24 protein-coding genes and 1 pseudogene are annotated in these 26,798 nt (G+C 70.0%); 15 read left to right on the top strand and 10 right to left on the bottom strand.

The window, feature by feature from the left end; translation table 11 throughout:
- Nucleotides 1-25: 25 nt before the first annotated feature.
- Nucleotides 26-1,834, top strand: a complete 1,809-nt coding sequence (ggt, locus tag OHA03_RS02615; protein WP_267000288.1) for a gamma-glutamyltransferase — start codon at nucleotides 26-28, stop codon at nucleotides 1,832-1,834.
- Nucleotides 1,835-1,890: 56 nt separating this feature from the next.
- On the opposite strand, the gene map is transcribed toward ggt, so the two are convergent.
- Nucleotides 1,891-2,658 (bottom strand): type I methionyl aminopeptidase, encoded by a 768-nt coding sequence (gene map / locus OHA03_RS02610; protein ID WP_267000286.1) that lies wholly within the window; start codon nucleotides 2,656-2,658, stop codon nucleotides 1,891-1,893.
- A 75-nt stretch (nucleotides 2,659-2,733) separates the two neighbouring features.
- On the opposite strand from map, the gene OHA03_RS02605 reads away from it, so the two are divergent.
- The 8 genes from OHA03_RS02605 to OHA03_RS02570 all read left to right on the top strand — a co-directional run bounded on the left by OHA03_RS02605 (nucleotide 2,734) and on the right by OHA03_RS02570 (nucleotide 11,964).
- Entirely contained in the window at nucleotides 2,734-3,006 is a 273-nt protein-coding gene (locus OHA03_RS02605; protein WP_267000284.1) for a helix-turn-helix domain-containing protein, read from the top strand.
- Between the two features lie 93 nt (nucleotides 3,007-3,099).
- Nucleotides 3,100-3,489, top strand: a complete 390-nt coding sequence (locus tag OHA03_RS02600; protein ID WP_267000282.1) for a PPOX class F420-dependent oxidoreductase — start codon at nucleotides 3,100-3,102, stop codon at nucleotides 3,487-3,489.
- Between the two features lie 143 nt (nucleotides 3,490-3,632).
- The gene (locus OHA03_RS02595; RefSeq protein WP_267000280.1) at nucleotides 3,633-5,036 is read left to right on the top strand and encodes a hypothetical protein; all 1,404 of its coding nucleotides are present in this window, start codon (nucleotides 3,633-3,635) and stop codon (nucleotides 5,034-5,036) included.
- 276 nt (nucleotides 5,037-5,312) lie between these two features.
- Nucleotides 5,313-6,155, top strand: a complete 843-nt coding sequence (locus OHA03_RS02590; protein ID WP_267000278.1) for a nitrilase-related carbon-nitrogen hydrolase — start codon at nucleotides 5,313-5,315, stop codon at nucleotides 6,153-6,155.
- Nucleotides 6,152-7,435: an aspartate aminotransferase family protein gene (locus tag OHA03_RS02585; RefSeq protein WP_267000276.1), complete on the top strand. Its 1,284-nt coding sequence runs from the start codon at nucleotides 6,152-6,154 to the stop codon at nucleotides 7,433-7,435. The genes OHA03_RS02590 and OHA03_RS02585 overlap by 4 nt, the downstream gene beginning before the upstream one ends.
- Nucleotides 7,436-7,905: 470 nt before the next feature.
- The gene (gene hydA / locus OHA03_RS02580) at nucleotides 7,906-9,306 is read left to right on the top strand and encodes a dihydropyrimidinase (protein WP_267000274.1); all 1,401 of its coding nucleotides are present in this window, start codon (nucleotides 7,906-7,908) and stop codon (nucleotides 9,304-9,306) included.
- 11 nt (nucleotides 9,307-9,317) lie between these two features.
- Nucleotides 9,318-10,316 (top strand): TIGR03842 family LLM class F420-dependent oxidoreductase, encoded by a 999-nt coding sequence (locus OHA03_RS02575; RefSeq protein WP_267000272.1) that lies wholly within the window; start codon nucleotides 9,318-9,320, stop codon nucleotides 10,314-10,316.
- Nucleotides 10,317-10,404: 88 nt separating this feature from the next.
- Nucleotides 10,405-11,964, top strand: a complete 1,560-nt coding sequence (locus tag OHA03_RS02570) for an NCS1 family nucleobase:cation symporter-1 (protein WP_267000270.1) — start codon at nucleotides 10,405-10,407, stop codon at nucleotides 11,962-11,964.
- Here the strand turns inward: OHA03_RS02570 and OHA03_RS02565 are convergent.
- The gene (locus OHA03_RS02565) at nucleotides 11,936-12,709 is read right to left on the bottom strand and encodes a hypothetical protein (protein ID WP_267000268.1); all 774 of its coding nucleotides are present in this window, start codon (nucleotides 12,707-12,709) and stop codon (nucleotides 11,936-11,938) included. The genes OHA03_RS02570 and OHA03_RS02565 overlap by 29 nt on opposite strands.
- 228 nt (nucleotides 12,710-12,937) lie before the next feature.
- Here OHA03_RS02565 and OHA03_RS02560 point away from each other — a divergent pair, with 228 nt between their 5' ends.
- Entirely contained in the window at nucleotides 12,938-13,291 is a 354-nt protein-coding gene (locus OHA03_RS02560) for a hypothetical protein (RefSeq protein ID WP_267007905.1), read from the top strand.
- Nucleotides 13,292-13,379: 88 nt separating this feature from the next.
- On the opposite strand, the gene OHA03_RS02555 is transcribed toward OHA03_RS02560, so the two are convergent.
- Both OHA03_RS02555 and OHA03_RS02550 read right to left on the bottom strand, forming a co-directional pair.
- Nucleotides 13,380-14,408 (bottom strand): nucleotidyl transferase AbiEii/AbiGii toxin family protein, encoded by a 1,029-nt coding sequence (locus tag OHA03_RS02555; RefSeq protein ID WP_267000266.1) that lies wholly within the window; start codon nucleotides 14,406-14,408, stop codon nucleotides 13,380-13,382.
- The gene (locus OHA03_RS02550; protein ID WP_267000264.1) at nucleotides 14,405-15,106 is read right to left on the bottom strand and encodes a hypothetical protein; all 702 of its coding nucleotides are present in this window, start codon (nucleotides 15,104-15,106) and stop codon (nucleotides 14,405-14,407) included. The genes OHA03_RS02555 and OHA03_RS02550 overlap by 4 nt, the downstream gene beginning before the upstream one ends.
- Nucleotides 15,107-15,307: 201 nt before the next feature.
- On the opposite strand from OHA03_RS02550, the gene OHA03_RS02545 reads away from it, so the two are divergent.
- Complete coding sequence (locus OHA03_RS02545) at nucleotides 15,308-16,762, top strand: amidase (RefSeq protein ID WP_267000262.1); 1,455 nt, start codon at nucleotides 15,308-15,310, stop codon at nucleotides 16,760-16,762.
- 11 nt (nucleotides 16,763-16,773) lie between these two features.
- Here the strand turns inward: OHA03_RS02545 and OHA03_RS02540 are convergent, their stop codons facing one another.
- Entirely contained in the window at nucleotides 16,774-17,583 is an 810-nt protein-coding gene (locus OHA03_RS02540) for a class I SAM-dependent methyltransferase (RefSeq protein ID WP_267000260.1), read from the bottom strand.
- A 134-nt stretch (nucleotides 17,584-17,717) separates the two neighbouring features.
- On the opposite strand from OHA03_RS02540, the gene OHA03_RS02535 reads away from it, so the two are divergent.
- Nucleotides 17,718-18,914, top strand: coding sequence for an RNA-guided endonuclease TnpB family protein (locus OHA03_RS02535; RefSeq protein WP_267000258.1), 1,197 nt, complete (start codon nucleotides 17,718-17,720; stop codon nucleotides 18,912-18,914).
- A gap of 31 nt (nucleotides 18,915-18,945) precedes the next feature.
- On the opposite strand, the gene OHA03_RS02530 is transcribed toward OHA03_RS02535, so the two are convergent.
- On the bottom strand, nucleotides 18,946-19,932 hold the full coding sequence (locus OHA03_RS02530) for a carboxymuconolactone decarboxylase family protein (protein ID WP_267000255.1): 987 nt from the start codon (nucleotides 19,930-19,932) through the stop codon (nucleotides 18,946-18,948).
- Nucleotides 19,933-20,100: 168 nt separating this feature from the next.
- On the opposite strand from OHA03_RS02530, the gene OHA03_RS02525 reads away from it, so the two are divergent.
- On the top strand, nucleotides 20,101-21,240 hold the full coding sequence (locus OHA03_RS02525) for a sensor histidine kinase (RefSeq protein WP_267000253.1): 1,140 nt from the start codon (nucleotides 20,101-20,103) through the stop codon (nucleotides 21,238-21,240).
- Complete coding sequence (locus OHA03_RS02520; RefSeq protein ID WP_267000251.1) at nucleotides 21,237-21,917, top strand: response regulator transcription factor; 681 nt, start codon at nucleotides 21,237-21,239, stop codon at nucleotides 21,915-21,917. Before OHA03_RS02525 ends, OHA03_RS02520 begins: the two co-directional genes overlap by 4 nt.
- 211 nt (nucleotides 21,918-22,128) lie before the next feature.
- Here the strand turns inward: OHA03_RS02520 and OHA03_RS02515 are convergent, their stop codons facing one another.
- The 4 genes and pseudogenes from OHA03_RS02515 to OHA03_RS02500 form a co-directional block, all read right to left on the bottom strand.
- Nucleotides 22,129-23,193 carry a biotin/lipoate A/B protein ligase family protein gene (locus OHA03_RS02515; protein ID WP_267007904.1) on the bottom strand — a complete coding sequence of 355 codons (1,065 nt, stop codon included), beginning with the start codon at nucleotides 23,191-23,193 and terminating at the stop codon, nucleotides 22,129-22,131.
- Nucleotides 23,194-23,567: 374 nt separating this feature from the next.
- Nucleotides 23,568-23,804 carry a hypothetical protein gene (locus OHA03_RS02510; RefSeq protein WP_267000249.1) on the bottom strand — a complete coding sequence of 79 codons (237 nt, stop codon included), beginning with the start codon at nucleotides 23,802-23,804 and terminating at the stop codon, nucleotides 23,568-23,570.
- 308 nt (nucleotides 23,805-24,112) lie between these two features.
- Nucleotides 24,113-25,396, bottom strand: coding sequence for a DUF4241 domain-containing protein (locus OHA03_RS02505; RefSeq protein WP_267000247.1), 1,284 nt, complete (start codon nucleotides 25,394-25,396; stop codon nucleotides 24,113-24,115).
- Between the two features lie 318 nt (nucleotides 25,397-25,714).
- A pseudogene (locus OHA03_RS02500) lies at nucleotides 25,715-25,945 on the bottom strand (hypothetical protein); the annotation flags it as partial.
- A 314-nt stretch (nucleotides 25,946-26,259) separates the two neighbouring features.
- On the opposite strand from OHA03_RS02500, the gene folE reads away from it, so the two are divergent.
- Nucleotides 26,260-26,793 (top strand): GTP cyclohydrolase I, encoded by a 534-nt coding sequence (folE, locus tag OHA03_RS02495; RefSeq protein ID WP_267000245.1) that lies wholly within the window; start codon nucleotides 26,260-26,262, stop codon nucleotides 26,791-26,793.
- Nucleotides 26,794-26,798: the final 5 nt, after the last annotated feature.

Here is a 26,798-nt window from a genome sequence, read left to right as displayed (position 1 = left end):
GGACGATCCTTCACTGGAGGTGCGCATGCGACGTTCAGTCGCACGGAATGTGTCGTTCTTAAGTGTGCTCGCCGCTGTCGTCACGGTCGGCGCGGCCGCACCGTCCTCTTCGTCGCCATCGGCCGTGCCACCGCCCAAGTCGCCCGTCGCGGTGGGATATGGCGGCGCGGTCGCCAGTGTCGACGCGGACGCGACGGCCGCCGGGATCGAGGTGCTCCGCGAGGGCGGCAACGCCGTCGACGCCGCTGTGGCGACCGCGGCCGCCCTCGGCGTGACCGAGCCGTACTCGGCGGGCATCGGCGGGGGCGGCTACTTCGTCTACTACAACGCCAAGAAGCACACCGTGGAGACCATCGACGGCCGCGAGACCGCCCCGCGCAGCGCGGACTCCTCGCTCTTCCTGGAGAACGGGAAGCCCCTCGCCTTCGCGGACGCCGTCACCAGCGGTCTGGGCGTGGGCACGCCCGGCACCCCGGCCACCTGGGGCACCGCCCTCGACGCCTGGGGCAGCAAGTCGCTGGGCAGGCTGCTGAAGCCGGCCGAACGTCTTGCCCGGGACGGTTTCGTCGTCGACTCCACGTTCCGTTCGCAGACGGAGGGCAACCAGGCCAGGTTCGCCGACTTCCCGGACACCGCGAAGCTCTTCCTGCCGGGCGGGCAGCTGCCGGTGGTCGGCTCCGTCTTCAAGAACCCGGATCTTGCCCGTACGTACGAGAAGGTGGGCCGCGAGGGCATCGACGAGCTGTACCGCGGCGACCTGGCCGACGATGTCGTACGGACCGTGCGCAATCCGCCCGTCGACCCGGAGGCGACCCGGGTGGTGCGCCCCGGCGACCTCACGGCGAGGGACCTGCGGTCCTACCGGGCAGTGCGGCGGGCGCCGACGAAGGTCGGCTACCGCGGCCTCGACGTGTACGGCATGGCGCCGTCCTCGTCCGGCGGTACGAGTGTGGGCGAGGCCCTCAACATCCTTGAGTCCACGGACCTTTCGCGGGCAACCGAGGCGCAGTACCTGCACCGCTACATCGAGGCGAGCCGGATCGCGTTCGCGGACCGCGGGCGGTGGGTCGGCGACCCGGCGTTCGAGGACGTACCGACGCGCGACCTGCTCAGTCAGCGGTACGCCGACTCGCGGGAGTGCCTCATCAAGGACGACGCGGTGCTGACCAGCCCGCTCGCCCCCGGCGACCCGCGCCACCCGGCCGACTGCGCGAACCGCGGAACGGCCGCCCCGACGACGTACGAAGGGGAGAACACCACGCATCTGACGGCCGCCGACAAGTGGGGCAACGTCGTCGCGTACACCCTGACCATCGAGCAGACCGGCGGCAGTGCCCTCACCGTGCCGGGGCGCGGCTATCTGCTCAACAACGAGCTGACGGACTTCTCGTTCGCCCCCGCCGACCCGGCGGTGCACGACCCGAATCTGCCGGGTCCGGGCAAGCGGCCGCGGTCGTCGATCTCGCCGACGATCGTGCTGAAGCACGGGCAGCCGGTGCTGGCTCTGGGGTCGCCGGGCGGTGCCACGATCATCACCACCGTGCTCCAGTCGCTCATCGGCACGGTCGACCGGGGCCTTCCGCTGGTCGACGCGATCGCGGCGCCACGCGCCAGCCAGCGCAACTCGCCGACGACGGAGCTCGAACCGGGGCTGTGGAACAGTCCGCTACGGAGCGAGCTGGAGTCGCTGGGGCACGCCTTCAAGCTCAACCCCGAGATCGGGGCGGCCACGGGTGTGCAGCGGCTGCCGGACGGGCGGTGGCTCGCCGCGGCGGAGAAGGTCCGGCGGGGCGGTGGTTCGGCGATGGTCGTGAAACCGAGCGGAAACCCATGACCGAGCGTCAATAGCAGGGTGCCCGCAGCGGGTTCGGGGTGCTTCGTGCGACGGTGTCAGAGCGCGGTGAGGATGCGGGGTCCCGCATCCGTGATCGCCACCGTGTGCTCGGCGTGCGCCGCCCGGCTGCCGTCGGACGTGCGCAGCGTCCAGCCGTCCCGGTCGGGGTGGAACGCGTCCCGGCCGCTGCCGATCAGCATCGGCTCGATCGCCAGCACCATCCCGTGTCGCAGCGGCATGCCGCGACCCGGTCGTCCCTCGTTGGGGACGGCCGGGTCCTCGTGCATGGACCGGCCCACACCATGGCCGCCGAAGCCTTCCGGGATGCCGTATCCGGCCGTCCGGCAGACCGTGCCGATCGCATGCGCGATGTCGCCGATCCGGTTGCCGACGACCGCCGCCGCGATCCCCGCCTCCAGCGCCTCGAAGGCCGTGTCGATCAGCCGGGTGTCGGCGGGCCGGGCACGGCCGACGGTGAAGCTGATCGCCGAGTCGCCGACCCAGCCGCCGAGCGTCGCGCCCGCGTCGATGCTCACCAGATCGCCGTCGCGCAGCCGCTGGTCGGCCGGGATGCCGTGCACGATCGCGTCGTTGACGGACGCGCAGATCACGCCGGGGAACGGGGTGGGCGCGAAATGCGGCTTGTAGTTCAGGAACGGCGACCCGGCGCCCGCTTCACGCAGCACTTCGCGCGCCACCTCGTCGAGCTCGCGCAGTGACACACCGACCGCCGCCGCCTCCCGTACGGCCGCCAGCAGCCGGGCCACGACCCGGCCCGCCTCGCGCATCGCCTCTATGGATGTATCCGTCTTGAGCTGAACCATGCCAATTACTATACCGGTAAAACCGGTATGAGAATAACGGCGGTATGAGAATAACGGCAGTACTAGACTGGTGGCATGGTACGAACGCCCCTGACCCCGGAAGAACGCCTGCGCGGCGAACGGCTCGGCCGACTGCTCCGCGAGGCGCGAGGCACCCGCAGTATGGTCGAGATCGCCGCGAGCGCCGGCATCTCCGCCGAGACGCTGCGCAAGATCGAGACGGGGCGCGCCCCGACCCCCGCGTTCTTCACCGTCGCGGCACTGGCCGGGGCGCTCGGCCTCTCCATGGACGAGCTGCTGATCCGCTGCGCCCCGGAACCGGACGTGGCCGTCCCGCTGGCCGGCTGACCGCAGATCCTTGAGGGCGCGGCCCGCGCCAGTCGACCGGTCGCCACCCGCGGGGGGTGCGTTCCCGGTGCCGGGGCGCGTAGGGTCACCGCCGTGACTTCCCGGATCTTGCAGGACTTCGCCCGCAGCGCGTACGTCAGCCTGACCACGTACCGGAAGGACGGCACCGCCGTTGCCACGCCCGTGTGGGCGGCGGCCGACGCCGACGAGCTGTTCGTCTGGACCCGCGCCGACTCGTGGAAGGTGAAACGGCTGCGCAACGACAGCCGGGTCGTCGTCACCGTCTGCGACGTGCGCGGCCGGATCGCGGAGGTGGCGCCGAGCGCCGAGGGAACGGCGCGGCTGCTCGACGAGGCGGGGACGCGTGCGGTGCGCCAGCTGCTCGCCCGCAAGTACACCTGGAAGTTCTGGCTGGTCGACTGGCCGGCGACCGTTGTCCGGCTCGGCAAGCGCCCGCACATCGGGATCGCCGTCACCTTCTGACCCGGCCCGCTGCGGGGGCGCGCGGTCGCGGTGGTGCGCCGACCGCACCCTCGCCGAAAAGTGCGCGTAGCCGTCCCGTAACACGCCTGCGGTCGAATGCCTGCGGACTGGAGTGCTCCAGTCGACGGTGGGTGAGGGCGACGATGACAGTGCATCAACTTGCTGGAGAAGTAGTCGAGTTCGCGCAATACCTGCGGAACCTCACAGCCCTGCTCGACCCGGGACGCGGCTGGTACGGGGTGTTCTGCCGACGCGATCCCGCAGGCATGCGGGCCTGCCTCGACGGGGCGGAGATCCCGCCGTGGGACGTGGTGGAGTCGCTGCTGCAGGACCTGGCCGGCGAGCGCGGCACGGGGTTCGCTGAACGCGAGTCGGTACGCGCCGCCGCGCTGTACTCCGCATCGGCCGCCGCCCACGACCGGCGGCCGGGCGGACGGCAGGCACTCGTCGAGCGGCTGGAGCTGATGCTCCGCGAGCAGGCCTACGCTGCCCAGCGGGTGCGCGCGGCCGGGGTGAACAACGGCGCGCAGCCGCCGGACCCGGACACACTGGCATGGGCCCGGGACGACCACACGCGCGCCTCGGCCCGCTGCACGGAACTGCGCAAGCGGCTGTCGGCCGTGACCGTGCCGCAGGGGTGGTTCCGGGCGGAGGAGGAGTCCCCTGCCGAACCTGCGAGGCGACGGGTGCCCGGCCCGCGCACCGCACCCGGCCCCGCAGCCGGAAGCGAGCGGGCCCCCGCGGCCCGGCAGCCCCCTGCCGCCGGACCGTCGTCCTCCGCCCCCGGCCGGCCCCAACCCACCGCCCCCAAGCGCAAGAAGCCGCGCGGCGCCCGTTTCGCCGGACTCGAGGTGGACGACGACACCGGCGTCGACGCCCCGCTCGCCGTCCCCGTGCTCCCCGTCCCGCCGACGAACGCAGCCGTCCCGCGCGGCGCGCGTTTCGGGGGCGCCCCCACCGCGGCGGACGCCGACGCCCGGGGCCGCACGTCCGCCCGGCCCGCCCCGGACCCCGTCGCGCAACGCGCCGCCACCGAGGCCGTTGACATGCTCGTCCGACTCCGTACGGAGGGCCGCAGCGGAGAGGCTCATGGCGTGCTGTGCGAGGCGGCCGGCTGGCCCGCCGACCGGCTCCCCCTGCTCGCCGTGGAACTGCACAGGTCCGGTCTGGCGGCCGACTGGGCGACCCTGCTCTGGGAGGTGTCCTCGCTGCCACCCGTCGAGCTGGCCGCCGCAGCCGGTGCACTGGCCGCGGCGGGCCGCACCGACGACTGCGGACAGCTGCTGCGCCAAGGGGTGGCGCGCCCCGCGGCGGAGATCGCCGACGCCGTGCTCGCTCTGGACCGGGCAGGTCTCGAACCGGAGGCGCAGGCGCTGATGGGTGCCTTCGTCCGCGTGCGCACCCCGGAGGATGCGGCCCTGATCGCGGCGGGCGATCCGCGCCAACTCGTTCCGCAACTGCTCGCCGCCGCCCGTGCGGTGTCACCGGAGCGGGAGTGGGACCTGGTGCACGCCCTGCGCGTCGCGGGCATCGCGGACACCCCCTAGAGGGCATCCGGTGAGGCCCGGTCCGTGGAGGTGGCGCCATGTGGTGCGGACACGGGGTGGGGGACGGTGCTGCCCTTGAGGCCTGAGCGTGCGCCCGGGGCGCGAGGTGTTGGAAAGTGTGGACCGCACGGGTATGAAACGTGATCGACTCAGCCGGTTCACGGCGATGGTCTTGCCCCGCCGTGTGGCGGGGCTTACGTTCTCCTCCTATGCACCGAATCTACGTGCGTAGAAAACGCGTAGAGGCTCTCTGACGCCGCGTCGAAGGAGCAGCTCATGTCCCACGTCGTACGCGCCGCACTCGTCCAGGCGACCTGGACCGGCGACACCGAATCCATGATCGCCAAGCACGAGGAGCATGCTCGCGAGGCCGCCCGGCAGGGGGCGAAGATCATCGGCTTCCAGGAGGTGTTCAACGCCCCCTACTTCTGCCAGGTCCAGGAGCCCGAGCACTACCGCTGGGCCGAGGCCGTCCCGGACGGGCCGACCGTCCGGCGGATGCAGGAGCTCGCCCGTGAGACGGGCATGGTGATCGTCGTGCCGGTCTTCGAGATCGAGCAGTCCGGCTTCTATTTCAACACCGCCGCCGTGATCGACGCCGACGGCTCGTACCTCGGCAAGTACCGCAAGCACCACATCCCGCAGGTCAAGGGGTTCTGGGAGAAGTACTACTTCAAGCCCGGAAACGCCGGCTGGCCGGTCTTCGACACCGCTGTCGGCAAGGTCGGCGTCTATATCTGCTACGACCGGCACTTCCCCGAAGGGTGGCGTCAACTCGGTCTCAACGGAGCCCAGTTGGTGTACAACCCGTCGGCCACCTCGCGAGGCCTGTCCAGCTACCTCTGGCAGCTGGAACAACCGGCGTCCGCCGTCGCCAACGAATACTTCATCGCCGCGATCAACCGCGTCGGTCAGGAGGAGTACGGCGACAACGACTTCTACGGAACCAGCTACTTCGTGGACCCGCGCGGCCAGTTCGTCGGGGAGGTTGCCAGCGACAAGGAGGAGGAACTCCTGGTCCGCGACCTCGACTTCGGTCTCATCGAGGAGGTGCGCCAGCAGTGGGCGTTCTACCGGGACCGCCGCCCCGACGCGTACGAAGGACTGGTGGAGCCGTGAACAGCCTGCACCACCGCCATCTCGCCGTCAGCCCCGATTGGCTCGCGCTCTACTACCGGCACCCCCTGGAGCTCACCCACGGCGAGGGCCGCCATGTCTGGGACGCGGACGGCAACCGTTACCTCGACTTCTTCGGCGGCATCCTCACCACGATGACCGCACACGCCCTGCCAGAAGTGACCAAGGCGGTCAGTGAGCAGGCCGGGCGGTTGATCCACTCCTCGACGCTCTACCTCAACCGGCCGATGGTCGAACTCGCCGAGCGCATCGCCACGCTCTCCGGCATCCCGGACGCCCGGGTCTTCTTCACCACCTCCGGCACCGAGGCCAACGACACGGCCCTGCTGCTCGCCACCACGTACCGCAGCTCGAACCAGATCCTGGCGATGCGCAACAGCTACCACGGCAGGTCGTTCTCGGCCGTCTCCATCACCGGTAACAAGGCCTGGTCGCCCACGAGTCTGTCCCCGCTGCAGACGCTCTACGTCCACGGCGGCGTCCGCACCCGGGGACCGTACGCGGAACTCAGCGACGCACAGTTCATCAAGGCGTGCGTGGCCGATCTGGAGGATCTGCTCGGGCACACCCGTGGTGCCGCCGCGCTGATCGCCGAACCCATCCAGGGCGTCGGTGGATTCACCTCCCCGCCCGACGGCCTGTTCGCCGCGTTCCGTGAAGTGCTCAGCCGGCACGGCATCCTGTGGATCTCCGACGAGGTGCAGACCGGCTGGGGCCGTACCGGCGAACACTTCTGGGGCTGGCAGGCGCACGACCGTAACGGCCCGCCGGACATGCTCACCTTCGCCAAGGGCATCGGCAACGGCATGTCGATCGGCGGTGTCGTGGCCCGAGCCGACGTCATGAACTGCCTGGACGCCAACTCCATTTCGACGTTCGGCGGCTCGCCGGTCACCATGGCGGCAGGCCTGGCCAACCTCTCGTACCTTCTGGAACACGACCTCCAGCGCAACGCGCGACGCGTCGGCGGACTGCTCATCGAACGGCTGCGGGCGATCGGCGCCGGAGTGGAGTGCGTACGCGAAGTGCGCGGCCGGGGCCTGATGATCGGCATCGAGCTGGTGAAGCCCGGAACCGACGAGGCCAACCCGGAGGCGGCGACCGCCGTACTCGAAGCGGCCCGCGAGGGCGGGCTGCTCCTCGGCAAGGGCGGCGGGCACAACACCAGTGTGCTGCGGATCGCCCCGCCGCTGTCGCTGTCCATCGCCGAGGCGGAGGAGGGGGCGAGGATCCTTGCCGACGCGTTGCACGCGGTGGAGTGAGGAGCCCGACTCACCGACAACCCGGCCCCGAGTCACGGCCGGCGGGTGTCCGGCCCCGATCCGCCGGACACCCGCGAAGGAGGACGCCTGAATCCGGCGTCCTCCGGGGCCGCACGCCGCGGCCGGGGCGATGAATCCGTCTCTGATCACGGTCCGAAGCGGGGGTGCCGTCGTCCTTTCCCGGTCGTGGCGCCCCGGCGCGCCTCGCCCCGTGGGGTACGGCGGACCCGCTCACCCGGACCCGGCCCGTCGCGCCGGACGGCTCACCTGCCGCCACAGCCACGCACCGATGTATACGACGTGACGCGGTGTCGGCTTTGGGCCGACGGTGTATGCCGTGCCCGGAAACGGAAACGTCTTCAGCGGTTAGCCGCAGTGGTATTGCCACAGTGGGTAACCCACTTCTACGTTCTTCACCACGCACCTTGTCTACGTGCGTAGACCCATTCCGCCACAGTGAGGAGGGGTACATGAGCCGCACCGTCATCCACGGCGGCCTCGTCATCACCGCGTCCGACGAACTGCATGCAGACGTACTCATCGAGGGCGGCCGCATCGCCGCACTCGCCGCGCACGGCACCGACGCGGCCGAGAGCTGGACCGCCGACCGGACCATCGACGCCACCGGCAAGTACGTCATCCCCGGCGGCGTCGACGCGCATACGCACATGGAGATGCCGTTCGGCGGCACCTACGCCGCCGACACCTTCGAGACCGGGACCAGGGCGGCCGCCTGGGGCGGCACCACCACGATCATCGACTTCGCCATCCAGTCCGTGGGGCGCGCGGTCCGTGAGGGGCTCGACGCCTGGTACGCGAAGGCCGACGGCAACTGCGCGATCGACTATTCCTTCCACATGATCCTCTCCGACGTGAACGAGTCCACGCTGGGGGAGATGGACCTGCTGGTCTCGGAGGGCGTCACCTCCTTCAAGCTGTTCATGGCCTACCCCGGTGTCTTCTACAGCGACGACGGTCAGATCCTGCGGGCCATGCAACGGGCCGCCGGCAACGGCGGGCTGATCATGATGCATGCCGAGAACGGCATCGCGATCGACGTCCTCGTCGAGCAGGCGCTGGCCGCGGGCCGCACCGACCCGCGCTACCACGGCGACGTCCGCAAGGTGGCGCTGGAGGCCGAGGCCACCCACCGCGCCATCCAGCTCGCCCGCGTCGCCGGATCCCCGCTGTACGTCGTGCATGTCTCCGCCGACGAGGCCGTCGCCGAACTGGCGGCCGCCCGCCACAAGGGACTTCCGGTCTTCGGCGAGACGTGCCCGCAATACCTCTTCCTCTCCACCGACAACCTCGCCGAGCCGGACTTCGAGGGCGCCAAGTACGTCTGCTCCACCCCGTTGCGGCCCAGGGAGCACCAGGAGGCGCTCTGGCGGGGCCTGCGAAACAACGAGCTCCAGGTCGTCTCCACCGACCACTGCCCGTTCTGTTTCTCCGGTCAGAAGGAGATGGGCCGCGGCGACTTCTCGAAGATCCCGAACGGGATGCCCGGTGTGGAGAACCGGATGGACCTGCTGCATCAGGCGGTCGTGGAAGGCCGGATCTCCCGCCGCCGCTGGATCGAGATCGCCTGCGCCTCCCCGGCCCGGATGTTCGGTCTCTACCCGAAGAAGGGCACCATCGCCCCGGGCGCCGACGCCGATGTCGTCATCTACGACCCGCACGCCGAGCAGACTCTCTCCGCGGAGACCCATCACATGAACGTCGACTACTCGGCGTACGAGGGGAAGCAGCTCACCGGGCAGGTCGACACCGTCCTCTCGCGCGGCGAAGTCGTCATCGACCAGCGGAAGTTCACGGGTCGTGCCGGCCACGGCATGTACACCCCGCGCGCCACCAGCCAGTATCTGGACTAGGAGCACCTGTCATGGACTTCGGACTCGTCCTCCAGACCGACCCGCCCGCCTCTGCCGTCGTCGGCCTGATGCGCCGCGCCGAACGCAACGGGTTCCGCTACGGGTGGACCTTCGACTCGGCGGTGCTCTGGCAGGAACCGTTCGTCATCTACAGCCGCATCCTCGAACACACCGAACGCCTCGTCGTCGGGCCCATGGTCACCAACCCGGGCACCCGCACCTGGGAGGTGACCGCCTCCACCTTCGCCACCCTCAACGACATGTACGGCAACCGCACCGTCTGCGGCATCGGCCGGGGCGACTCGGCGATGCGGGTCGCAGGACGCAAGCCCAACACCCTGGCCCGCCTCGGCGAGGCCATCGACGTCATCCGCGATCTCGCCGAGGGCCGGGAGGCGACCGTCGACGGGCAGAGCGTCCAGATCCCGTGGATCAAGGACGGCAAACTGCCTGTCTGGATGGCCGCGTACGGTCCGAAGGCACTCGCCCTCGCCGGGCAGAAGGCCGACGGATTCATCCTCCAGCTCGCCGACCCGTACCTCACCGAGTGGATGATCAAGGCGGTACGGGACGCGGCGGCGGAGGCGGGCCGCGACCCGGAAGCCGTGACCATCTGCGTCGCGGCCCCCGCCTATGTCGGCAACGACCTCGACCATGCCCGGGAGCAGTGCCGCTGGTTCGGCGGAATGGTCGGCAACCATGTCGCGGACCTGGTGTCCCGGTACGGCGCACACTCCGGGCTGGTTCCGGAGGCCCTCACCGAGTACATCGCCGGGCGGTCCGGTTACGACTACAGCCACCACGGCCGCACCGGCAACCCGGACACCGCCTTCGTGCCGGACGAGATCGTCGACCGGTTCTGCCTGCTGGGCCCCGCCGAGGCCCACATCGAGAAGCTTCAGGCACTGCGCGACCTGGGTGTGGACCAGTTCGCGGTCTACAACATGCACGACGCGCGCGAAGCAACGATCGACGCCTACGGCTCCGAGATCATCCCCGCTCTGTCCTGACCCGCCACTCCGTATCCCCCCGCGTCGCCATCCCCCCGCGCCTCACAGCCCCGCACGGCACCGCTCCCGAGCGAAGGGTCCAGCCGCCATGGCATCGACAGCCCCACCCACCCCGCCGACTCCGCCGACCCCATCGCAGGACCTGATAGCCGACCTGTCAGGACGCGTGGAACTCTCCCCCGGCGCCGTCCCCGCCGACAACCGCTTCACCAACGACGACCTGCTGCCCGTTCCCCTGGAGCGGCGCAACTGGACGACGTACAACTTCGCCGCACTCTGGGTCGGGATGGCCCACAACATCCCGTCCTGGCTGCTCGCCTCCGGCCTCGTCGCCCTCGGCATGGACTGGAAACAGGCCGTCTTCACCATCGCGCTCGCCAACCTGATCGTGCTCGGCCCGATGCTGCTCACCGGCCACGCCGGACCCAAATACGGCATCCCGTTCCCCGTGCTGGCCCGCGCATCCTTCGGCCTGCGCGGCGCCAATCTGCCCGCGCTGATCCGCGCCGCGGTGGCCTGCGCCTGGTTCGGCATCCAGACCTGGATCGGCGGCGTCGGTATCTTCACCCTGCTCGGGAAGGCGTTCGGCGGCTGGGCGAGCGCCTCCGAGATCGGCGGGCAGCCCTGGACGCTCTGGCTCTGTTTCGGCCTCTTCTGGGTGCTCGAACTCGCCATCATCTACCGGGGGATGGACACCCTGCGCCGGTTCGAGAACTGGGCGGCGCCGTTCGTCATCGTCGGCGCCGTGGTGCTGCTGATCTGGGTCGCCGTCAAGGCCGGTGGCTTCGGCCCGCTGCTCGACCAGCCGTCGAAGCTCGGCTGGGGCGCGGACTTCTGGCCGGTCTTCTTCCCGTCCCTGATGGGCATGATCGCCTTCTGGGCCACGCTCTCGCTCAACATTCCCGACTTCACCCGCTTCGGCGCCGGCCAACGCGCCCAGGTCTGGGGCCAGTCGCTGGGCCTGCCGACCACGATGACCCTCTTCGCGCTCCTCTCGGTCCTCGTCACCTCCGGCTCGCAGGCCGTGTACGGCGAGGCGATCTGGGACCCGGTCCAGCTCGTCGCCAGGACCGACAACGTCTTCGGTCTGCTCTACGCCCTGGTGACGGTGCTGATCGCGACGATCTCCGTCAACATCGCGGCCAACGTGGTGTCACCCGCGTACGACCTGGCCAACCTCGCGCCCAAGATCATCAACTTCCGTACGGGCGCGCTGATCACCGGTGTCGTCGGCGTCCTGATCATGCCGTGGAAGCTCACCGAGACCCCCGAGCTGTACATCTTCACCTGGCTCGGCCTGGTCGGAGGTCTGCTCGGTACCGTCGCGGGCATCCTGATCGCCGACTACTGGATCGTCCGCCGCACCGTCCTCGACCTCGCCGACCTCTACCGCCCCGGCGGCCGCTACTGGTACACGCAGGGCTGGAACTGGCGCGCCGTCCTGGCCTTCGCCGTCGGTGGCATCCTCGCGATCGGTGGCTCCCACTCGGCCCCCGGCAAGGGGCCGTTCCCGGCGGACGGCCTCATCCCGTTCCTGAAGCCGCTCGCGGACTACGGCTGGGCGGTCGGCCTCGCCTCCTCACTGGTGCTGTACGTGCTGCTCAGCGGCAGGTCGGCCGTCAGGTCGCACGGGTCATCTGCGCATTGATGTCGACTGTTTCGTCCGGCGGCGGCGTGGCCGTGGGCACCGGCTTGTCGAAGGCGGAGAAGCCCACGGTCGCGTCCGCCTTCGGCGAGCCGCCCGTCACATCGATCCTCAGCGGATACGGCTTGCCCGTGGCCGCGACGTACATCGTCAGCTTCTGACCGTGCCACGTCCGGACCAGCGGGACGACAGGAGCCCCCGCGAGTGTGGTCTTCTTTCCCTTCGTCAGCGTCCCCTTGTCGGTTGTCGCGTTGTCGCTGACCACCTTCTGGAACGTGTCCAGGTCACAGGCGTTCGACAGGCTGCTCAGCCGCGGATCCGAGGCCGAACCCTTCATATAGCGCCCGGCCAGAATCGCGGCGAGGGCGGAGCCGACGCTCGGGTCCCGGCTCTTCCAGAAGTCGGCATCCGGTTTGACCCAGACAGTGTCGCCCCGCTTCACGATCTGTACGGACCCCTGCTTCCCGCCGAGGCCCACCGACCCCGCGCAGTTGCCGGCCCGGTCCACGGTGAGATCCAGGGTCGTCGGCGCGCCGCCGTCGGCCGGCGCACTGCGGGTGCTGAGGTGCATGGAACGCGCGCCCAGCAGCGCGTCGCTGGAGCGATCGGCGATCTGCCGGGCGGAGAGGGTGTCGATGGGGTCGTCCGCCCGCGCCGTACCTGCGCCGAGCACGCCGCCGCTCGTGAGACCGAGCACGACGGTCGCTGCCCAGGCGGTTACGCGCATACCGATGTGTGGGCCGGTCACGTCGCCTCCCTCGGCAGGGGCTGTCGGACCGTTCAGACCCGCGGTCCGACCTTCTGAGCGTACGCCGCGCCGGGATCGGCCGCGATTTCGGCCCGGGACCCCGCTCGCGTACACAGGGTGAGGTCCTGCCCTGTTTTTGGTCACGGATGGTGGGGGACGGTGTCGGGGCACCGAGTTCGTCACCGCGAAGAGGAAAAGCGATACATGAAGCTGTTCATGTCGATGCCCATGTTCGTGTCCGTGGGGAGTGTGTCCAGGACTGTGCTGCGGGGTGCTGTGGTCGCGGGGGTGACCGCCGCCCTCGCGGTACCCGCGACCACGGCCACCGCTGTCACGCCCATGGCGACGCCGCCCGGTCTGTCCTGCGAGACCGGTAAGCACGAGATCGACGACTACACGGGATACGCGCTGTGCCGGAACAACGGCACCACGGCGCAGACCTTCTGGGTGCACCTGGTCTGCGGCTGGTCCCCGGACGTGGACGGTGAACACGTCGCCCTCAACCCGGGCCAGTCCGGCCAGTCCACCGCGCACTGCGCCGGCCTCGGCACCGGGATCGGACATATCACCGTCCAGCCGTGAGCCGTGTCCGGTACCTGCGGTGGCCGATGTCGTGCGCCGCCGCGGGTACCGGCCCCCGAGACGGTGTCCGACCGGTCGGCCAGGTCCGTCACCGCTCCGGAGCCCGGTCCAGGAGTGCGGCCAGCGCACGGGCCAACCGCGCCCGCAGCCTGTCCGGATCACCGTGCACCCACCGGTGTTCCGCGTGGAACGCCGACCAGTCCACCAGCCAGTCCAGCACCGCCTCCGGGCTGAAACCGGATGCGTGCGGGCCGAGCACCGTGCGCAGCAGCCGCGGCGACAACCGGGTCCGCGGGTGCTCTGCCAGCAGCACCGCGTCGTACAGATCCTTGGCCGCCGACCGGCCCTCGGCCTGCCAGTCCTCGGAGAGCCACAGCAGCTTCCAGGCGAGCGAGAGTCCTTGACCTGCCGTGCGCACCAGTAGGGGCGGCCCGCCGTCGGTCCGCGGGCAGGCCGTCCACACCGGAGCCTCGGGCAGCCGCTCGTCCTGTGCGAAATCCATCCGCAGCTCGCCCGGCGGCAGCCCGTCCGCCTGCCACGGGACGACGACGCGCACGCCGGGCGTCTCGTACGTCCGGTACATCCACACGCCGTCCGCCGTCACCGCGTCCGGATCGATCCGGACGGCCTCGGGCGGTGGCGGACCTGCCTTGAGCGCTGCGACGACCTCGTCCCGCGGTTCGGGACTCGGCTCCAGGGCGTCGGAGTCGACCCAGCGCAGGCCCTCGGGTGCGAGCGCGGGCCGCGGGCCGCCTGCGGCGTGGTTGTCGCCGTCCGTCCACAGCTCGGGGGCCGCCGCGCCGTCCGCGGCTTCGGGCCACTGCTGGACGACATCGATCCCGTCGACGTACGGATATGGGTCGAGGCTGTCGACGAAGTCGGCCGCCAACGGCTCCAGCACGATCCAGTCCAGATCGCCCGGTTCCCGGGCAGCGGCGCCCACCCAGGCCTGGAGGGGCAGGCTGCCGCGCAGGATCAGACCGTCGCCCCATGACGACTCGGTGATCACCTGGAGCAGATGGTCCTGAACGGTGCGCCGGGCGGTCCGCCAGCGCGGTGCGAGGGAAGGCTCGTGGAAGGTCGGCTCGCCGGGGAACGGCCGGTCCGCCGCGCTCATACGGTCACCGCGGTCCACTGCTCGCCTCGCTCCCCGGCCCGTTGCTCGGTCCGTTCGTCGATCCATCCCGCGTCCACCGCCGGATGGTCGTCGTGCACCACGAACTCCTCCTCGACCTCCGCCACTTCGAGACCGGCCGCGGCCAACGCACCGAGGAGGGCGTCGAGCCGGGCGCGGGCCTCAGGGCGGCCGACCGCGCGGCAGCGCTGGGTGACGAACCGTTCGTGGCGCCCGTGCCGGGCGGCGCGACGGGCGTTGCGGGAGAGATGCGCGCTGTGCCGCTGGGCCACGGCCCGCGCCGAGGCCACCTCCGGCTCACCCGACAGCAGCAGCTTGATGTGGTGCTCGAAGTGGCAGACCGGCGACAGCTCGGCCGCCTCGTCCGTCGTCCGCGGTATGTCCTCGTTCCACGGAGCCGCCTCGATCTTCACCCGTACGACGGAGAAGCCCGCCGCCCGCAGTTCGGCCGACCGGAGCCGGGCGGCGGCGCGCTGCTCGGCGAGGGTGCCCCGGCCCTGCTCGGTCAGCATGGGCTGGTCGGGCATGGCGCCGCGGTCCAGGACGATGCGGGTGAGCTTCAGGCCGTGGTGTTCGGCCCAACGCGCCAGGCGTGCACGGGTGACCGTGTCGGCGTCGAGCCGCACCGTCAGGTGCGTCTCGAACTCTCCCCGGAACGCTCTCTCGACGACTGTGCCCACTGGCCCCACCTGCCTTGTTGTGTCCTGTGCGCGGCTCCTGTCCCGCTGTCGGAGAACGTAGCAACCGGCACTGACAGCACCGCCACACCCTGCGCTGCGCGCCGAACGGTTGAGTGGACCGCCCCTACTCGTTACCCTCCAGTAAGTCTGTACGGGCCGTCAGGTGCGGGCACGCACCGATATCCGGGAGGCGGGCACCCCATGTCCTCTGCAGAAGCCGTGGAACTCACCGAGCCGACCGACCGGACTGGACTGGCCGACACCGCACGGGCGTTGGCCGACGGCCGGACCACCTCGATCCAGCAGGTGTCCGCCGCCCTCGCGCGGATCGAAGCGAGCCAGAGCACTCTCAACGCCTTCCGTCATCTGCGTGCCACGTCCGCGCTGGCCGAGGCCGCGGAAGCCGACCGGCGGCTCGCCGCGGGGGAGCGGCTGCCGCTGCTCGGGGTGCCGGTCGCGGTCAAGGACGACACCGATATCGCGGGGATGCCCACCCACTTCGGCTGTCGCGGAGATCTGCCCGCGGCCGGCGCGGACAGCGAGGTCGTGCGCCGGCTGCGCGCTGCCGGGGCCGTGATCGTCGGGAAGACCAACTCCTGCGAGCTCGGCCAGTGGCCCTTCACCGAAGGGTCCGCCTTCGGCGCCACCCGTAACCCGTGGCACACCGGGCACACCCCCGGCGGCTCGTCCGGTGGTTCGGCGGCGGCCGTCGCCGCCGAGCTGGTGCCCGCCGCGCTCGGTTCGGACGGTGCCGGGTCCGTCCGGATCCCCGCCGCCTGGACCCATCTCATCGGTATCAAACCGCAGCGCGGCCGGATCTCCGTCCACCCGCACCACGATGCCTTCCAGGGCCTCACCGTCAACGGCCCGCTGGCCCGGACCGTTGCCGATGCCGCGCTGCTGCTCGACGCCGTCGCCGGAGCGCACCCCGACGACCTGCACCGGCCGCCGCCCGTCGCCGCCTCGGCGGCCGCCGGACGCGATCCGGGCAGGCTGCGGATCGCCCTCGCCTGGCGGCCCCCGCTCACCCTCACCGGCTCGGCCCCGCACCCGGCCGTACGACGGGCCGTCACCGCGCTCGCCGAGGCCCTCGCCCGGCTCGGCCACCATGTCGAGGAGGCCAGGCCGCGCTACGGGCTGATCGGCCTCGGCTTCGTCCCCCGCGCCACCGCCGGGATCGCCGAACTCGCCGCGCTCCATCCCGAACCCGCCCTCCTCGACCCGCGCACCCGCAGCGCCCTGCGCACCGGCACCCGGCTCGGCGGCCGGGTGGTGCGAGCGGCCAGGGCACGGGAGGTGCGCCAGCACCGCAGGATCGGCAGGCTCTTCCGGACCTCCCCGGCCGGGGCCGGGTACGACGTGCTGCTGACCCCGACGACCGCCGCACCCCCACCCCGGATCGGCGCATTCGACGGCCTGAGCGCCTGGCGTACCGATGTGGCGATCACCGAGGCGTGCCCGTACGCCTGGCCGTGGAACGTGCTGGGCTGGCCCGGCATCAATGTCCCGGCCGGGTTCACGGCCGACGGACTTCCCGTCGGCGCCCAGTTGCTCGGCCCGTCCCGCAGCGAGGAGTTGCTGATCTCCCTCGCGGCCCAGCTGGAGGCCGATCAGCGGTGGTACGAGCACCGGCCACCGGCCTCCGCGGGCTCCTGACACACCGCCGGTCAGAGCGGCAGGCGGGCGCCGACCACCCATACCCCCGCGCTCAGCAGCACGCCCTCCGCGGTCTCGTACGGCAGCAGGGCGTCCATCATCGAGGCCCGGGTGGCGTCGGAGACGGAGAGACCCGGCGTACGGGAGACGAAGAAGTCCACCGCGTCCGCCGCGTCCCGCCCCCAGCAGGTCGTGGCCGTCACGGGAACGATGCCGACCTCCTCGAAGCCCGCCGAGCCCAGCACCTTCCGGACGCGCTCCGGGTCCGAGAGCGAGGCCATGGCCACCGCCACGGCGTTCTCGATCGCGTGCTCCTGCCCCAGCAGGGCAGCCAGCAACCCGAGCGCCTTGCGCTCCTCGCCGTCCGGCGACGGGGGCTGCGGGCAGATGAACGCCAGCCGGCCGCCGGGGCGCAGGGCGCGCGCGATATTGGTGAACGCCGCGATGTGGTCGGCGAAGAACATAACGCCGCCCCGGCTGATCGCCACGTCATAGCCGGCCGGCTCGAAGGGGTGGACCTGTGCGTCCCCCAACTCGTAGGAGACGGAAGGGAACTCTCCGGCGTCGGTGAGGGCCCTGGCGCGTTCGAGGAGCGGCACGGAGACGTCGACGCCGGTGACCCGGCCCCGAGGGGCGCGCCGCGCCGCGATCCGGGTCGAGAATCCGCTGCCGCAGCCGATGTCGACGACCCGGTCCTCCGTGCCGATCGCCGCGGCGTGGAACAGGGGCTCGTCGAAGCGGGCCACCATGGCGTTGTAGCGGTCGGGATGGTCGGCCCAGTGCCGGCCGAGCTGTCCGTTCCACGGGTCGGTGACGGTCATCCCGAACTCCTTGCGTGGATACCCCGTGCTTTGGCTCGGGGAGGAAACGCATCCTTGGCCCGGAGCTGCGAAGCGGCGGAGTCCAGGTGCGTATCCGTTCCAACCTCACGAACAGAGCTGATAGTTTGTGAGATGTGAAGACCGAGCTGGTGAAGCGGGCGTTCAAGTACCGCTTCCACCCGACGAACGAGCAGGCAGCGGAGCTGTCGCGCACGTTCGGATGTGTGCGCAAGGTCTACAACCTGGCATTGGAAGCCCGCACGGTGGCGTGGTTCCAGCGTCAGGAACGGGTGAACTACAACGCCACGTCGGTGATGCTGACGCAGTGGAAGAAGACCGAGGAGCTGGCCTTTCTCTGCGAGGTGTCGTCGGTGCCGCTGCAGCAGACGCTGCGGCATCTGCAAGGGGCGTTCTCGAACTTCTTCGAGGGCCGGGCGAAGTACCCCCGGTTCAAGTCGAAGAAGAGGAACCGCTGCTGTGCGGAGTACACCAGGTCGGCGTTCACCTACCGAGACGGTGCGCTGACGCTCGCGAAGATGAAGAGTCCACTCGCGATCGTGTGGTCCCGGCCTCTCCCCGAGAGTGCCAAGCCGTCCATGGTGACTGTGTCCCAGGACAGTGCGGGCCGCTGGTTCGTGTCCATGCTGTGTGAAGATGCATCCGTCGGACCCCTTCCGGCCCTGGATACCGCTGTGGGCATCGACGCGGGGATCACTACTCTGGTGACGCTGTCCACCGGCGAGAAGATCACCAACCCCCGGCACGAACGCCGGGACCGCACGCGCCTGGCCAAGGCCCAGCGGGTCCTGGCGAAGAAGGAGAAGGGCTCTCGCAACCGGGACAAGGCCCGCATCAAGGTCGCCAAGGTGCACGCCCGGATCGCCGACCGGCGCCGGGACTTCCTGCACCAGCTCACCACTCGGCTCGTTCGTGAGAACCAAACGATCGTGATCGAGGACCTGACCGTCCGCAACATGGTCAAGAACAAGAGTCTGGCCCGCGCCATCTCGGACGCGGCCTGGACGGACATGCGGTCCATGCTGGAGTACAAGTGCACGTGGTACGGCAGAAACCTGGTCGCCGTCGACCGCTGGTTCCCCTCCACCAAACTGTGCTCCGCATGCGGCACCGTCCAGGACAAGCTGCCGTTGAACATCCGCGAGTGGACGTGCGGCTGCGGTGCGACGCATGACCGCGACGTGAACGCGGCATGCAACATTCTGGCCGCCGGACTGGCGGTTACAGCCTGTGGAGCAGGTGTAAGACCTCAACGGGAGTCCTCCCGGACGGGGCAACCTGCTGCGAAGCAGGAACCCCTCACTGCGAAGTGAGGAATCCCCCTCGTTCACGAGGGGGAGGATGTCAAGCGTGCTCCTCGGTCCGTGCTGCGGTCAGGGTGGCCTCGATGCGCTCGACAGCGCAGATCGCGCCGAACGCGATCAGATGAACCAGACAGTGATCGGTGAACGGCGGTGTCAGCCAGGCCGCCACGTCCTCGTCCGTGATCCGGTACGGGGCGCGCGCCGCGAGCAGCGCCAGCCGTGCACCCGGCCGCTCCGCCCGGTCCGGCAGCCCCTCGCCCTGCAGGGGGAGCGGCGAGAGGCCGTCCCAGGCCGCCACCGATGTCCGTACCAGCGCCGCGTCCTCGTCACTGAGCAGCCCTGCACCCAGGTGCGCCGTGGTACGCAGCGCGCCGAACGCGGTGCCGATCGGGGTGTCCGCCGCCCACCCGGGCGCCGCCCCTTCCGTCTCCAGCAGGGCGAGGCTCTCGCCGGGAACGAGCCGGCGGCGGACCGTACGGGCCAGCGAGCGGCCCGCCACGCTCCGTATCAGGCGGTATTTCTCGGCGCCCCCGGGCAGCATGTCCTCCGTCAGCAGGGACGACACGATCCGGTTGATGAAGTGGAAGGCGAGCGCCGTCCCGATGTACTCCGGTGCCTGCTCGGGCGGGAACGGCTGCGACGTACCCATGTTCTTTCCCCACGCCAGCAGTTGACGGTGTGCCGGGTCCTCGGGCTGTTCGCCGCGGGCGATCCTCTCGGCCAGCGCGTGGTCGCCGGTGGCATGCAGGAGCACGGTGTGCGCGGTGACGCAGTACGGGCACCGGTTGGCGAGCGACACCCCCGCCGCCACCACCTCCTTGCCGGTGCGCGATGCCTGCCCGGCCAGCAGGGACTCCCGCATGACGGCCCAGGTGCCGGCCAGCAGGGGCGGCGAGGCGGACAGGACGACGAACGTCGTGGCGCGATCGATACCGAAGTCGGTGGCCAGCTGCGCGTACACATCGGCGACCACTCCGGTCGCTGCTCCCGGCGGTGCGGGTGAGGTGTATCGGAAGGTTTGGGTCATGGCGACGATGCTCGCCCGCCGCACCGTGCCCGGTCGTCGTACCCCCGGAGGCAGTTGAGGGTGATTCCGGACGACCGGAGTCGGCCGCGACTACTACCCCGGGAGTAGCGCAGAGCCCGTCCAGCAGGATGATGACGGGGCTGTCGCGCGGGAGCTAGGGTGCGGCTCATGCAGGGGGACATCGACCGGCGGATTCGCCTGCTGGACGCGGCGCTCGCCGTCGCCATCGGGGCGGCGGTCCTCGCCGCGGCCTGTGCCGCATCGAGGCCGGACGCACTCGACCTGCTGCTCGTCGCAGTGGGCACCCTTGCCCTTGCCGGGCACCGGTGGGCTCCGCGCGCCGTGCTCGCCGTCACCACCGTCTCCATGCTGGGGTACGTCGTGCATGCGCACCCCGGCAGCTGGGCGGCGTTCCCCGTGCTGGCAGCCGTACATACGGCGGCGCGCGGCGGACGGCGCGCGTGGGGCATCGCCGCGGGCACCCTCTTCCTCGCCGGGTACTTCACGGTCCTGATCGTCGCCGCTCCGGGCGCGCAGGACACCGTCGAGCGGACGCTGCTGCTGCTCGGCTGGTTCCTCTGCGCCGGGGTCACCGGACTCATCGACAAGAACTGGCAGGCGTATCTCCGCCAGACCGAACAGCGGGCGCTCGACGCCGAACGCAACCGAGAGGAGACGGCGCTGCGCCGAGCCGGTGAGGAGCGGTTGCGGATCGCCCGGGAGCTGCACGACTCACTGACCCACTCCATCTCGATCGTCAAGCTGCAGGCGGGAGTTGCTGTCCACCTGGCGCGCAAGCGGGGCAGCGAGGTGGAGCCGGCACTGCTCGCGATCCAGGAGGCGAGCGGCGAGGCGATGCGGGAGCTGCGGGCGACACTGGAGGTGCTGCGCACCGATGGGGTGGAGCCGGGCACCGGGCTGGACCGCATCGACGAGCTGGTCGGGCGGGCCCGTACCGCGGGCATCGACCTCTCCGTCACCGTGACAGGCGTCGAACGGCCCCTGCCGGCGGACGTCGACCGGGCCGCGTACCGCATCGTGCAGGAGGCACTCACCAATGTGGCCCGGCACGCCGACCGCGCCAGGACGACCATCGAACTGGTCTACGGCGAACATGTGCTGACCGTGCGCGTCGACGATCAGGGGCCCGGTGCCCCCGGCGACGCCGTCGCCGTGGGCACCGGACTCACCGGCATGGGCGAACGTGTCAGGGCCCTCGGTGGCACCCTCGCCGCCGCACCGCGCCCGGACGGCGGCTTCTCCGTACGTGTCGAACTGCCCCTGCAGACATCGGGAACCACCGTATGAGCCATCAGGACACGATCCGGGTGCTGATCGTCGACGACCAGGCCCTGATGCGTGCCGGGTTCCGCGCCCTGCTGGACGCCGAGGACGGCATCGAAGTGATCGGCGAGGCAGCCGACGGCCGTCAGGGAGTGGAACTGGCCCGCCACCACGTCCCGGACGTGGCCCTCGTCGACGTACAGATGCCTGTGATGAGCGGCATCGAGGCCACCCGCGAGATCGCCGCGGACCCGCTACTGGCCGGTGTCCACGTCGTCATCCTCACCAATTACGGGCTCGACGCGTACGTCTTCGACGCGCTGCGCGCCGGAGCCGCCGGGTTCCTTCTCAAGGACACCGAACCGGCCGAACTCCTCCAGGCCATCCGTGTAGCGGCCCGCGGCGACGCCCTGCTGTCGCCCGCCATCACCCGCCGTCTGATCGGCGAGTTCGTCTCCCGGCCGCCCGACCGGGCCACGGCCCCCGGCTTCGAGACCCTGACCCGCCGCGAACGTGAGGTGAGTGCGCTGGCCGCACGGGGGCTGACCAACGAGGAGATCGCCGCGCACATGGTGATCAGTCCGTTCACCGCGAAGACCCACATCAGCCGGGCAATGACGAAGCTCGGCGCCCGCGACCGGGCCCAACTCGTGGTCTTCGCCTACGAGTCGGGTCTCGTCGCGCCACGGGACCAGCACTGAGAGGTCCGGGTCGCCCGACCGGAATCACCGGGCCGGAAGCTCCCGCGGCCGACCGCCGATCTCACGACGGAGAGCGTGCACGTGAGGGTGCTGCCGGGCTCCACGAAGGTCGTACGGCGAAGACACCACAATGCTTTACGGCGACCGCAAGAGACCCTGACCTGCGAGCACTTGGATGGATCGACACAGCCTCCGGGCAAGTCAGTAACTGCTACGGCACACGTGCTGTCCACTCGGGAGTGCCGAACTTGGTGCGTACGAGTTCTTCCGCCTGTGCCAGCTCTTCAGCAGTCACTACGCCCTGGGTGAGGCCGTGGCGCTTGCGGAAGGAGTCGATCATGTTGTCGATGACAGCCTCGCGCGGCAGACCGGTCTGCCGGCGAAGGGGGTCGACGCGCTTCTTGGCGCTCCTGGTGCCCTTGTCGGACATCTTTTCCTTGCCGATGCGCAGGACATCGAGCATCTTGTCGGCGTCGATGTCGTAGGACATCGTGACGTGATGCAGCACGGCGCCGGGCCCGCCGCCGGGGCCCACGACGCGTTTCTGGGCTGCTCCGGCGATCTTCCCGATGTCGGTCGCGATGTCGTTGAGCGGCTGGTACCAGGCCTTGATGCCCATGTCACCGAGCGCCGCGAGCACCCAGTCGTCGAGGTAGGCGTAGCTGTCGGCGAAGGAGAGGCCGGAGACGAGGGCGTCCGGGACGGAGAGCGAGTACGTGATGGTGTTGCCGGGCTCCACGAACATGGCGCCGCCGCCGGAGATACGGCGGACGACGGTGACTCCGTGACGCTCGGTGCCCGCCGGGTCGACCTCGTTGCGCAGGGACTGGAAGCTCCCGATGATCACGGCGGGGGAGGCCCATTCCCAGACACGCAGCGTAGGCGGCCGGCGGCCGGCCGCGACCTCGGCGGTGATGACCTCGTCGAGTGCCATGTGGAGTGCGGGGGACTGCGGGGCCTCGTGGATGAGCTGCCAGTTGTAGTCGCTCCACTCGGTGGCCTGCGCGAGGGCCCGGCGTACGGCGACGGCGACGCCTTCCGAGGTCAGGCCCAGCATCACGGTGGAGGCGGGCAGGGCCGCGTCGACACGGGCGGTGAGCCCGGCGGTGTCGGTGTTGGCCGGGGCGCCCTCCAGGGCCGCGTCGATCGCGAGGATGGCCTCGTCGGGCTCGAGGAAGAAATCACCGGCGACCCGTACGTTGCGCAGCGCGCCGCCCTCGACGTCCAGATCGACCACGACGAGCTTGCCGCCGGGAACCTTGTACTCACCGTGCACAGCCATGCCTCCACAGACGCCCGACTCCTCGATGAATCGGCTCTGGTCACGTGTAACGCTGCCACCGTGAGGGATTAATCCGAACCGACAATCCACACTTCGGCTCCGCGCTCGTGCCCTGGTCCGTGTGCCGAGCAGCGGGCTGTTGGCGGTGCGGTCGCTTCGGTCACGGGCCGTCGTAAGCGCCAGCACCGACAAGCCGGCCGAGCCCACCGGCGGCTACTGCCTATCGCGGCTGTGGGTTTCCGCAGGTCAGCCATTTGGCGTGGACGGGAAGTCGTGACCGAGCGCCGCAGATGGCCCGACTGACCAGATGCGTGCTCAGCTATGTGCGATGTCCCGTCCGCTTCCCACGACCTCGAAGCCGCCGGCCCTCAGAATCCGGCGGCCTGCAGTTGGGCGAAGGTGCCGACCTTCGTCGACCATGCCTGCTGATCCGGTACAGCGTGCCAGCCGATCAGCGAGTCGGGGGTCGGCCAGTCGGGCCGGTGTGAGAGGTCCTTCTCGGCGAGGGGCTCGAAGCTGCCATCCCGTACCTCGTGCAGTAGATTGCCGCTGTCCGCGGCCTCGCAGATGGCAGTGAGATCACGGCGGCAGTTCTCAGTTGTCATGGCAGGACGCTGAAGGAAACGCCGTACCGACGCGGGCTGGTCTTCAAGACGAGGAATGGCGGCGCCCCGGTCCTGGCTGGCACCCGAACAGGTGGCGGAAATGGCAGTTCCCGTACGGCATCGGCACCCAGGGCAAGGCGATGCTCGCGCACACCAGCGACTGCCGACTCACCGCCGGCCGCCCCGGGCCCGCCACCCGCGAACAGGCACACGTCACCGCGTACGGGAGGCCGGTTGTGTTCCTCGTCGGGGACAGATCCCGCCTGGCGGTACGGGACGCTGGGTCCCGGGGCCAGGCGTAGGTCACGTCAGGCAATGACGGTGGCTCCGCTCTCCGGGAGCAGCTCGGGCATCCCCTCCACCAGCACCACGACGCCGACCACCTCGCCGGCCTCGGAACGGCCGACCCAGACGGGATAGGTGCCGTCCCCTGTCGTCGCGAAGGCCGCCAGCTCGCCGCCGGAAGCCTGGTCCCGGGTGCGCAGCAGGTACATGGAGTCGTTGGTGTCCTCGTACACGTCCGGGTCCAGGTCCGGGTCTCCCTGGATCAGCCCTTTCTCGAAGAGCGCGAGGAGCGGCTCCCAGGCCCCGCCGTCAGCGAAGCAGCCCGTGGCACCGTCGGTGTCGAAGCCGAAGATCCCGTTCTCCCGGAGCAAGCGGGGGTCGTCGTCGGGCCGGAGGGCCATCTCCCAGGTCGCGGCGGGGATGTCGTTGACGAGCACGCGGACGGCCATGGTGTCCGTACGCGTGACCTGGCTCCCCTCCCAATGGTAGGTGAGGTGGGCCTGCGCCTCGTCCAGTACGTACTCCCCTGGCGGGACGGGGACCGTGATGTGCGGCCCGTTGCCGTCGTCGCTGTCCGGGCCGGAGACGGCCAGCAGCCCGCTAGGCACGCGCAGAGCTCCGATCCGACGCGGCTCCACGACCGTCATCTCGGGGTGATACCCGTCGGTCACACGCACGCCGGGCCGGAACAGCTCAGTGATCGGCCCGGGCTGCGCGGGGCGGGGCGGACGCCAGCAGGTGGCGGGCGCGAGGCCGCTACTGTCGTTGGCCGCCTCGGTGATCTCGAAGACCGGCGGTTCCGTGAGCCCATGGACCTGGGCCGAGAGCAGCGGCCACTCCCCGAAGACAGGCCGGTCCGTCCAGCGCTCGTCGTCGCGGACCCTGGGCACGGTGACGTACGAGCCCCCGCCCTTGCCCTGGGGCTCTTCCGTCAGCCGACCCTTCCCGTCCGGGAAGAGCTCCACGGTGTTGCGCGGACACGCCTCGTCGAATTCCGCCATCTCCGGGCCGGTGTAGCTCCAGCCGACGGTGTACAGGCGCAGCAGCCGCGCTGGGTCGTCCAGCAGCCGCATGTCCAGGTCGCAGGTACGGCGGCCCTGAGCGTCGTAGACCCACAGCCCGACATAGTGGTCCCGCCAGGAAACGAGCCGGACCTCCAGTGGAGCCTCGCGGCCCGCCGCCCGGTACACCACCACGTACGGAAGCCCGGTGGCATCCCGCTCACGAGCCTCCCCCACTGATATCGGCCGCCAGGGCAAGCGGGCCTCCAGGTCCCACGCCTGCGCGTACTCCACCTCGACCACCATTGCCGCTCCCCGCTCCCGCTCGGTTACGTGCTGAGCTGCAACGTAACCGCCGCCTGTGACAACGGCCCTACCGGGCCGGGCAACGGCCGGGCCGCAGCGCCCAGAGCAAAGGGGTGACGGGCCTGCGATCAGCTTGGAGCACGGGGCGCCCCGTCGATCTCCCGGCTGGCGACTGGACCCAGGGCCTCGCTGGCCTCATCCCGCCGAGCTACGCGGGTCTGTATTCGCGCAGACCAGAGGGTTGGTGAACCCGGCAAGCCCATCGGTGCAACTGAAAGGCGCAGTGGGCCAACCGTCGCGCTCAAGGGCCAGGTAGCGCAGGCCGAGGAGCCCGGCGATGCGGGACGGTCCCCACCGGCGCAGGAGCCGGACCTTGATGATCCGACGTTCGGTCCGGGGCGGGGTGCGGCGAGGGCTCGTGTGCGGACGGCTTGAACGGTCCGCTGCATCTCGGAAGTGCTTTGTCGATCGTGCGTGCTGGAAGCGTGAAGAACTCCCATCGTCGTAGGTCGCAAGGCACTTCCTCGTTTCCGGAAGAACTATCCACAGGCATCAAGCCGGTGGATCCGGGTTGATGCATGGTGCGGTGGGCAGAATGAGCGGGCCGTGCTCCGGCGCTCAACAGGTGGTTTTTCTTTGTCATTCGAGCGCCGGGTTCCCGCCCCCCACCTGGTTCAAGCATCGGAGAAACGTTAATTTTCTCTGCGGCTTTGAATACGTAGGCATTAGCATATGACCCGCGCATTGGTCTGATCGGGTGTCAGCCAAGCGGGCGATGTTCTCAACGAATGCAACTGGGTGGATAGTGAAATAACTCCACCGGGTTTCGGAGCCCTTGGTGGAAGTGGGAATGGAGGCCGCAGGTGACCATTGAAGACTGGCTCAAAACCAATGTAACCACCGACACTAGGGCACTCGGTTGGTACAGCAGCCCGGAATGCGAGGACCGCATCGTCCGGGCCTATCGCGAGCTGCTGAGCGGCTATGAGATCGACACCTCAAAGATCCTCAAGACCACCTGTCTGGTGAACGGCGAGCACACTGGCGTGGTACGTGTCCAGGAGAACAACTTCTTCTCGATCTGTGCCCACCACTTTCTGCCGTTCTTCGGGAAAGTCAACATCTCCTACGTCCCCGGTGACCGCATTCTCGGACTCGGGAAATTCCCTCGCCTGGTCCAGGCGTTCAGTCGGCGCTTCCAGATCCAGGAGTACCTCGTCAAGGAGATCGCTGAAGAGATCATGTCCTCCGGCGGTGCAAAAGCCGTGCGAGTCACCTCCCGCAGCCGCCATCTCTGCATGTGCAGCCGCGGTCCGTCCGACCAGACCGTGATCACCGACACCTCATATGTGGCGGGCCATCAGGAGTTGATGGCCAAGTTCGGCCTGGACGACTGATCCGG

The organism is Streptomyces sp. NBC_00154 (assembly GCF_026342835.1).
Classification (GTDB): domain Bacteria; phylum Actinomycetota; class Actinomycetes; order Streptomycetales; family Streptomycetaceae; genus Streptomyces.
This window is presented reverse-complemented; position numbering and strand designations above follow the sequence as displayed.

What these genes read in the sequence shown, in the direction of transcription:
- hydA (WP_267000274.1), top strand. Translation starts at nt 7,906, where the DNA reads ATGAGCCGCACCGTCATCCACGGCGGCCTCGTCATCACCGCGTCCGAC.
- OHA03_RS02555 (WP_267000266.1), bottom strand. Translation starts at nt 14,408, where the DNA reads ATGAGCGCGGCGGACCGGCCGTTCCCCGGCGAGCCGACCTTCCACGAG.
- OHA03_RS02520 (WP_267000251.1), top strand. Translation starts at nt 21,237, where the DNA reads ATGAGCCATCAGGACACGATCCGGGTGCTGATCGTCGACGACCAGGCC.
- OHA03_RS02570 (WP_267000270.1), top strand. Translation starts at nt 10,405, where the DNA reads ATGGCATCGACAGCCCCACCCACCCCGCCGACTCCGCCGACCCCATCG.
- OHA03_RS02590 (WP_267000278.1), top strand. Translation starts at nt 5,313, where the DNA reads ATGTCCCACGTCGTACGCGCCGCACTCGTCCAGGCGACCTGGACCGGC.
- OHA03_RS02560 (WP_267007905.1), top strand. Translation starts at nt 12,938, where the DNA reads ATGTTCGTGTCCGTGGGGAGTGTGTCCAGGACTGTGCTGCGGGGTGCT.
- OHA03_RS02575 (WP_267000272.1), top strand. Translation starts at nt 9,318, where the DNA reads ATGGACTTCGGACTCGTCCTCCAGACCGACCCGCCCGCCTCTGCCGTC.
- ggt (WP_267000288.1), top strand. Translation starts at nt 26, where the DNA reads ATGCGACGTTCAGTCGCACGGAATGTGTCGTTCTTAAGTGTGCTCGCC.
- OHA03_RS02545 (WP_267000262.1), top strand. Translation starts at nt 15,308, where the DNA reads ATGTCCTCTGCAGAAGCCGTGGAACTCACCGAGCCGACCGACCGGACT.
- OHA03_RS02540 (WP_267000260.1), bottom strand. Translation starts at nt 17,583, where the DNA reads ATGACCGTCACCGACCCGTGGAACGGACAGCTCGGCCGGCACTGGGCC.
- OHA03_RS02525 (WP_267000253.1), top strand. Translation starts at nt 20,101, where the DNA reads ATGCAGGGGGACATCGACCGGCGGATTCGCCTGCTGGACGCGGCGCTC.
- OHA03_RS02505 (WP_267000247.1), bottom strand. Translation starts at nt 25,396, where the DNA reads ATGGTGGTCGAGGTGGAGTACGCGCAGGCGTGGGACCTGGAGGCCCGC.
- OHA03_RS02595 (WP_267000280.1), top strand. Translation starts at nt 3,633, where the DNA reads ATGACAGTGCATCAACTTGCTGGAGAAGTAGTCGAGTTCGCGCAATAC.
- OHA03_RS02605 (WP_267000284.1), top strand. Translation starts at nt 2,734, where the DNA reads ATGGTACGAACGCCCCTGACCCCGGAAGAACGCCTGCGCGGCGAACGG.
- map (WP_267000286.1), bottom strand. Translation starts at nt 2,658, where the DNA reads ATGGTTCAGCTCAAGACGGATACATCCATAGAGGCGATGCGCGAGGCG.
- OHA03_RS02530 (WP_267000255.1), bottom strand. Translation starts at nt 19,932, where the DNA reads ATGACCCAAACCTTCCGATACACCTCACCCGCACCGCCGGGAGCAGCG.
- OHA03_RS02510 (WP_267000249.1), bottom strand. Translation starts at nt 23,804, where the DNA reads ATGACAACTGAGAACTGCCGCCGTGATCTCACTGCCATCTGCGAGGCC.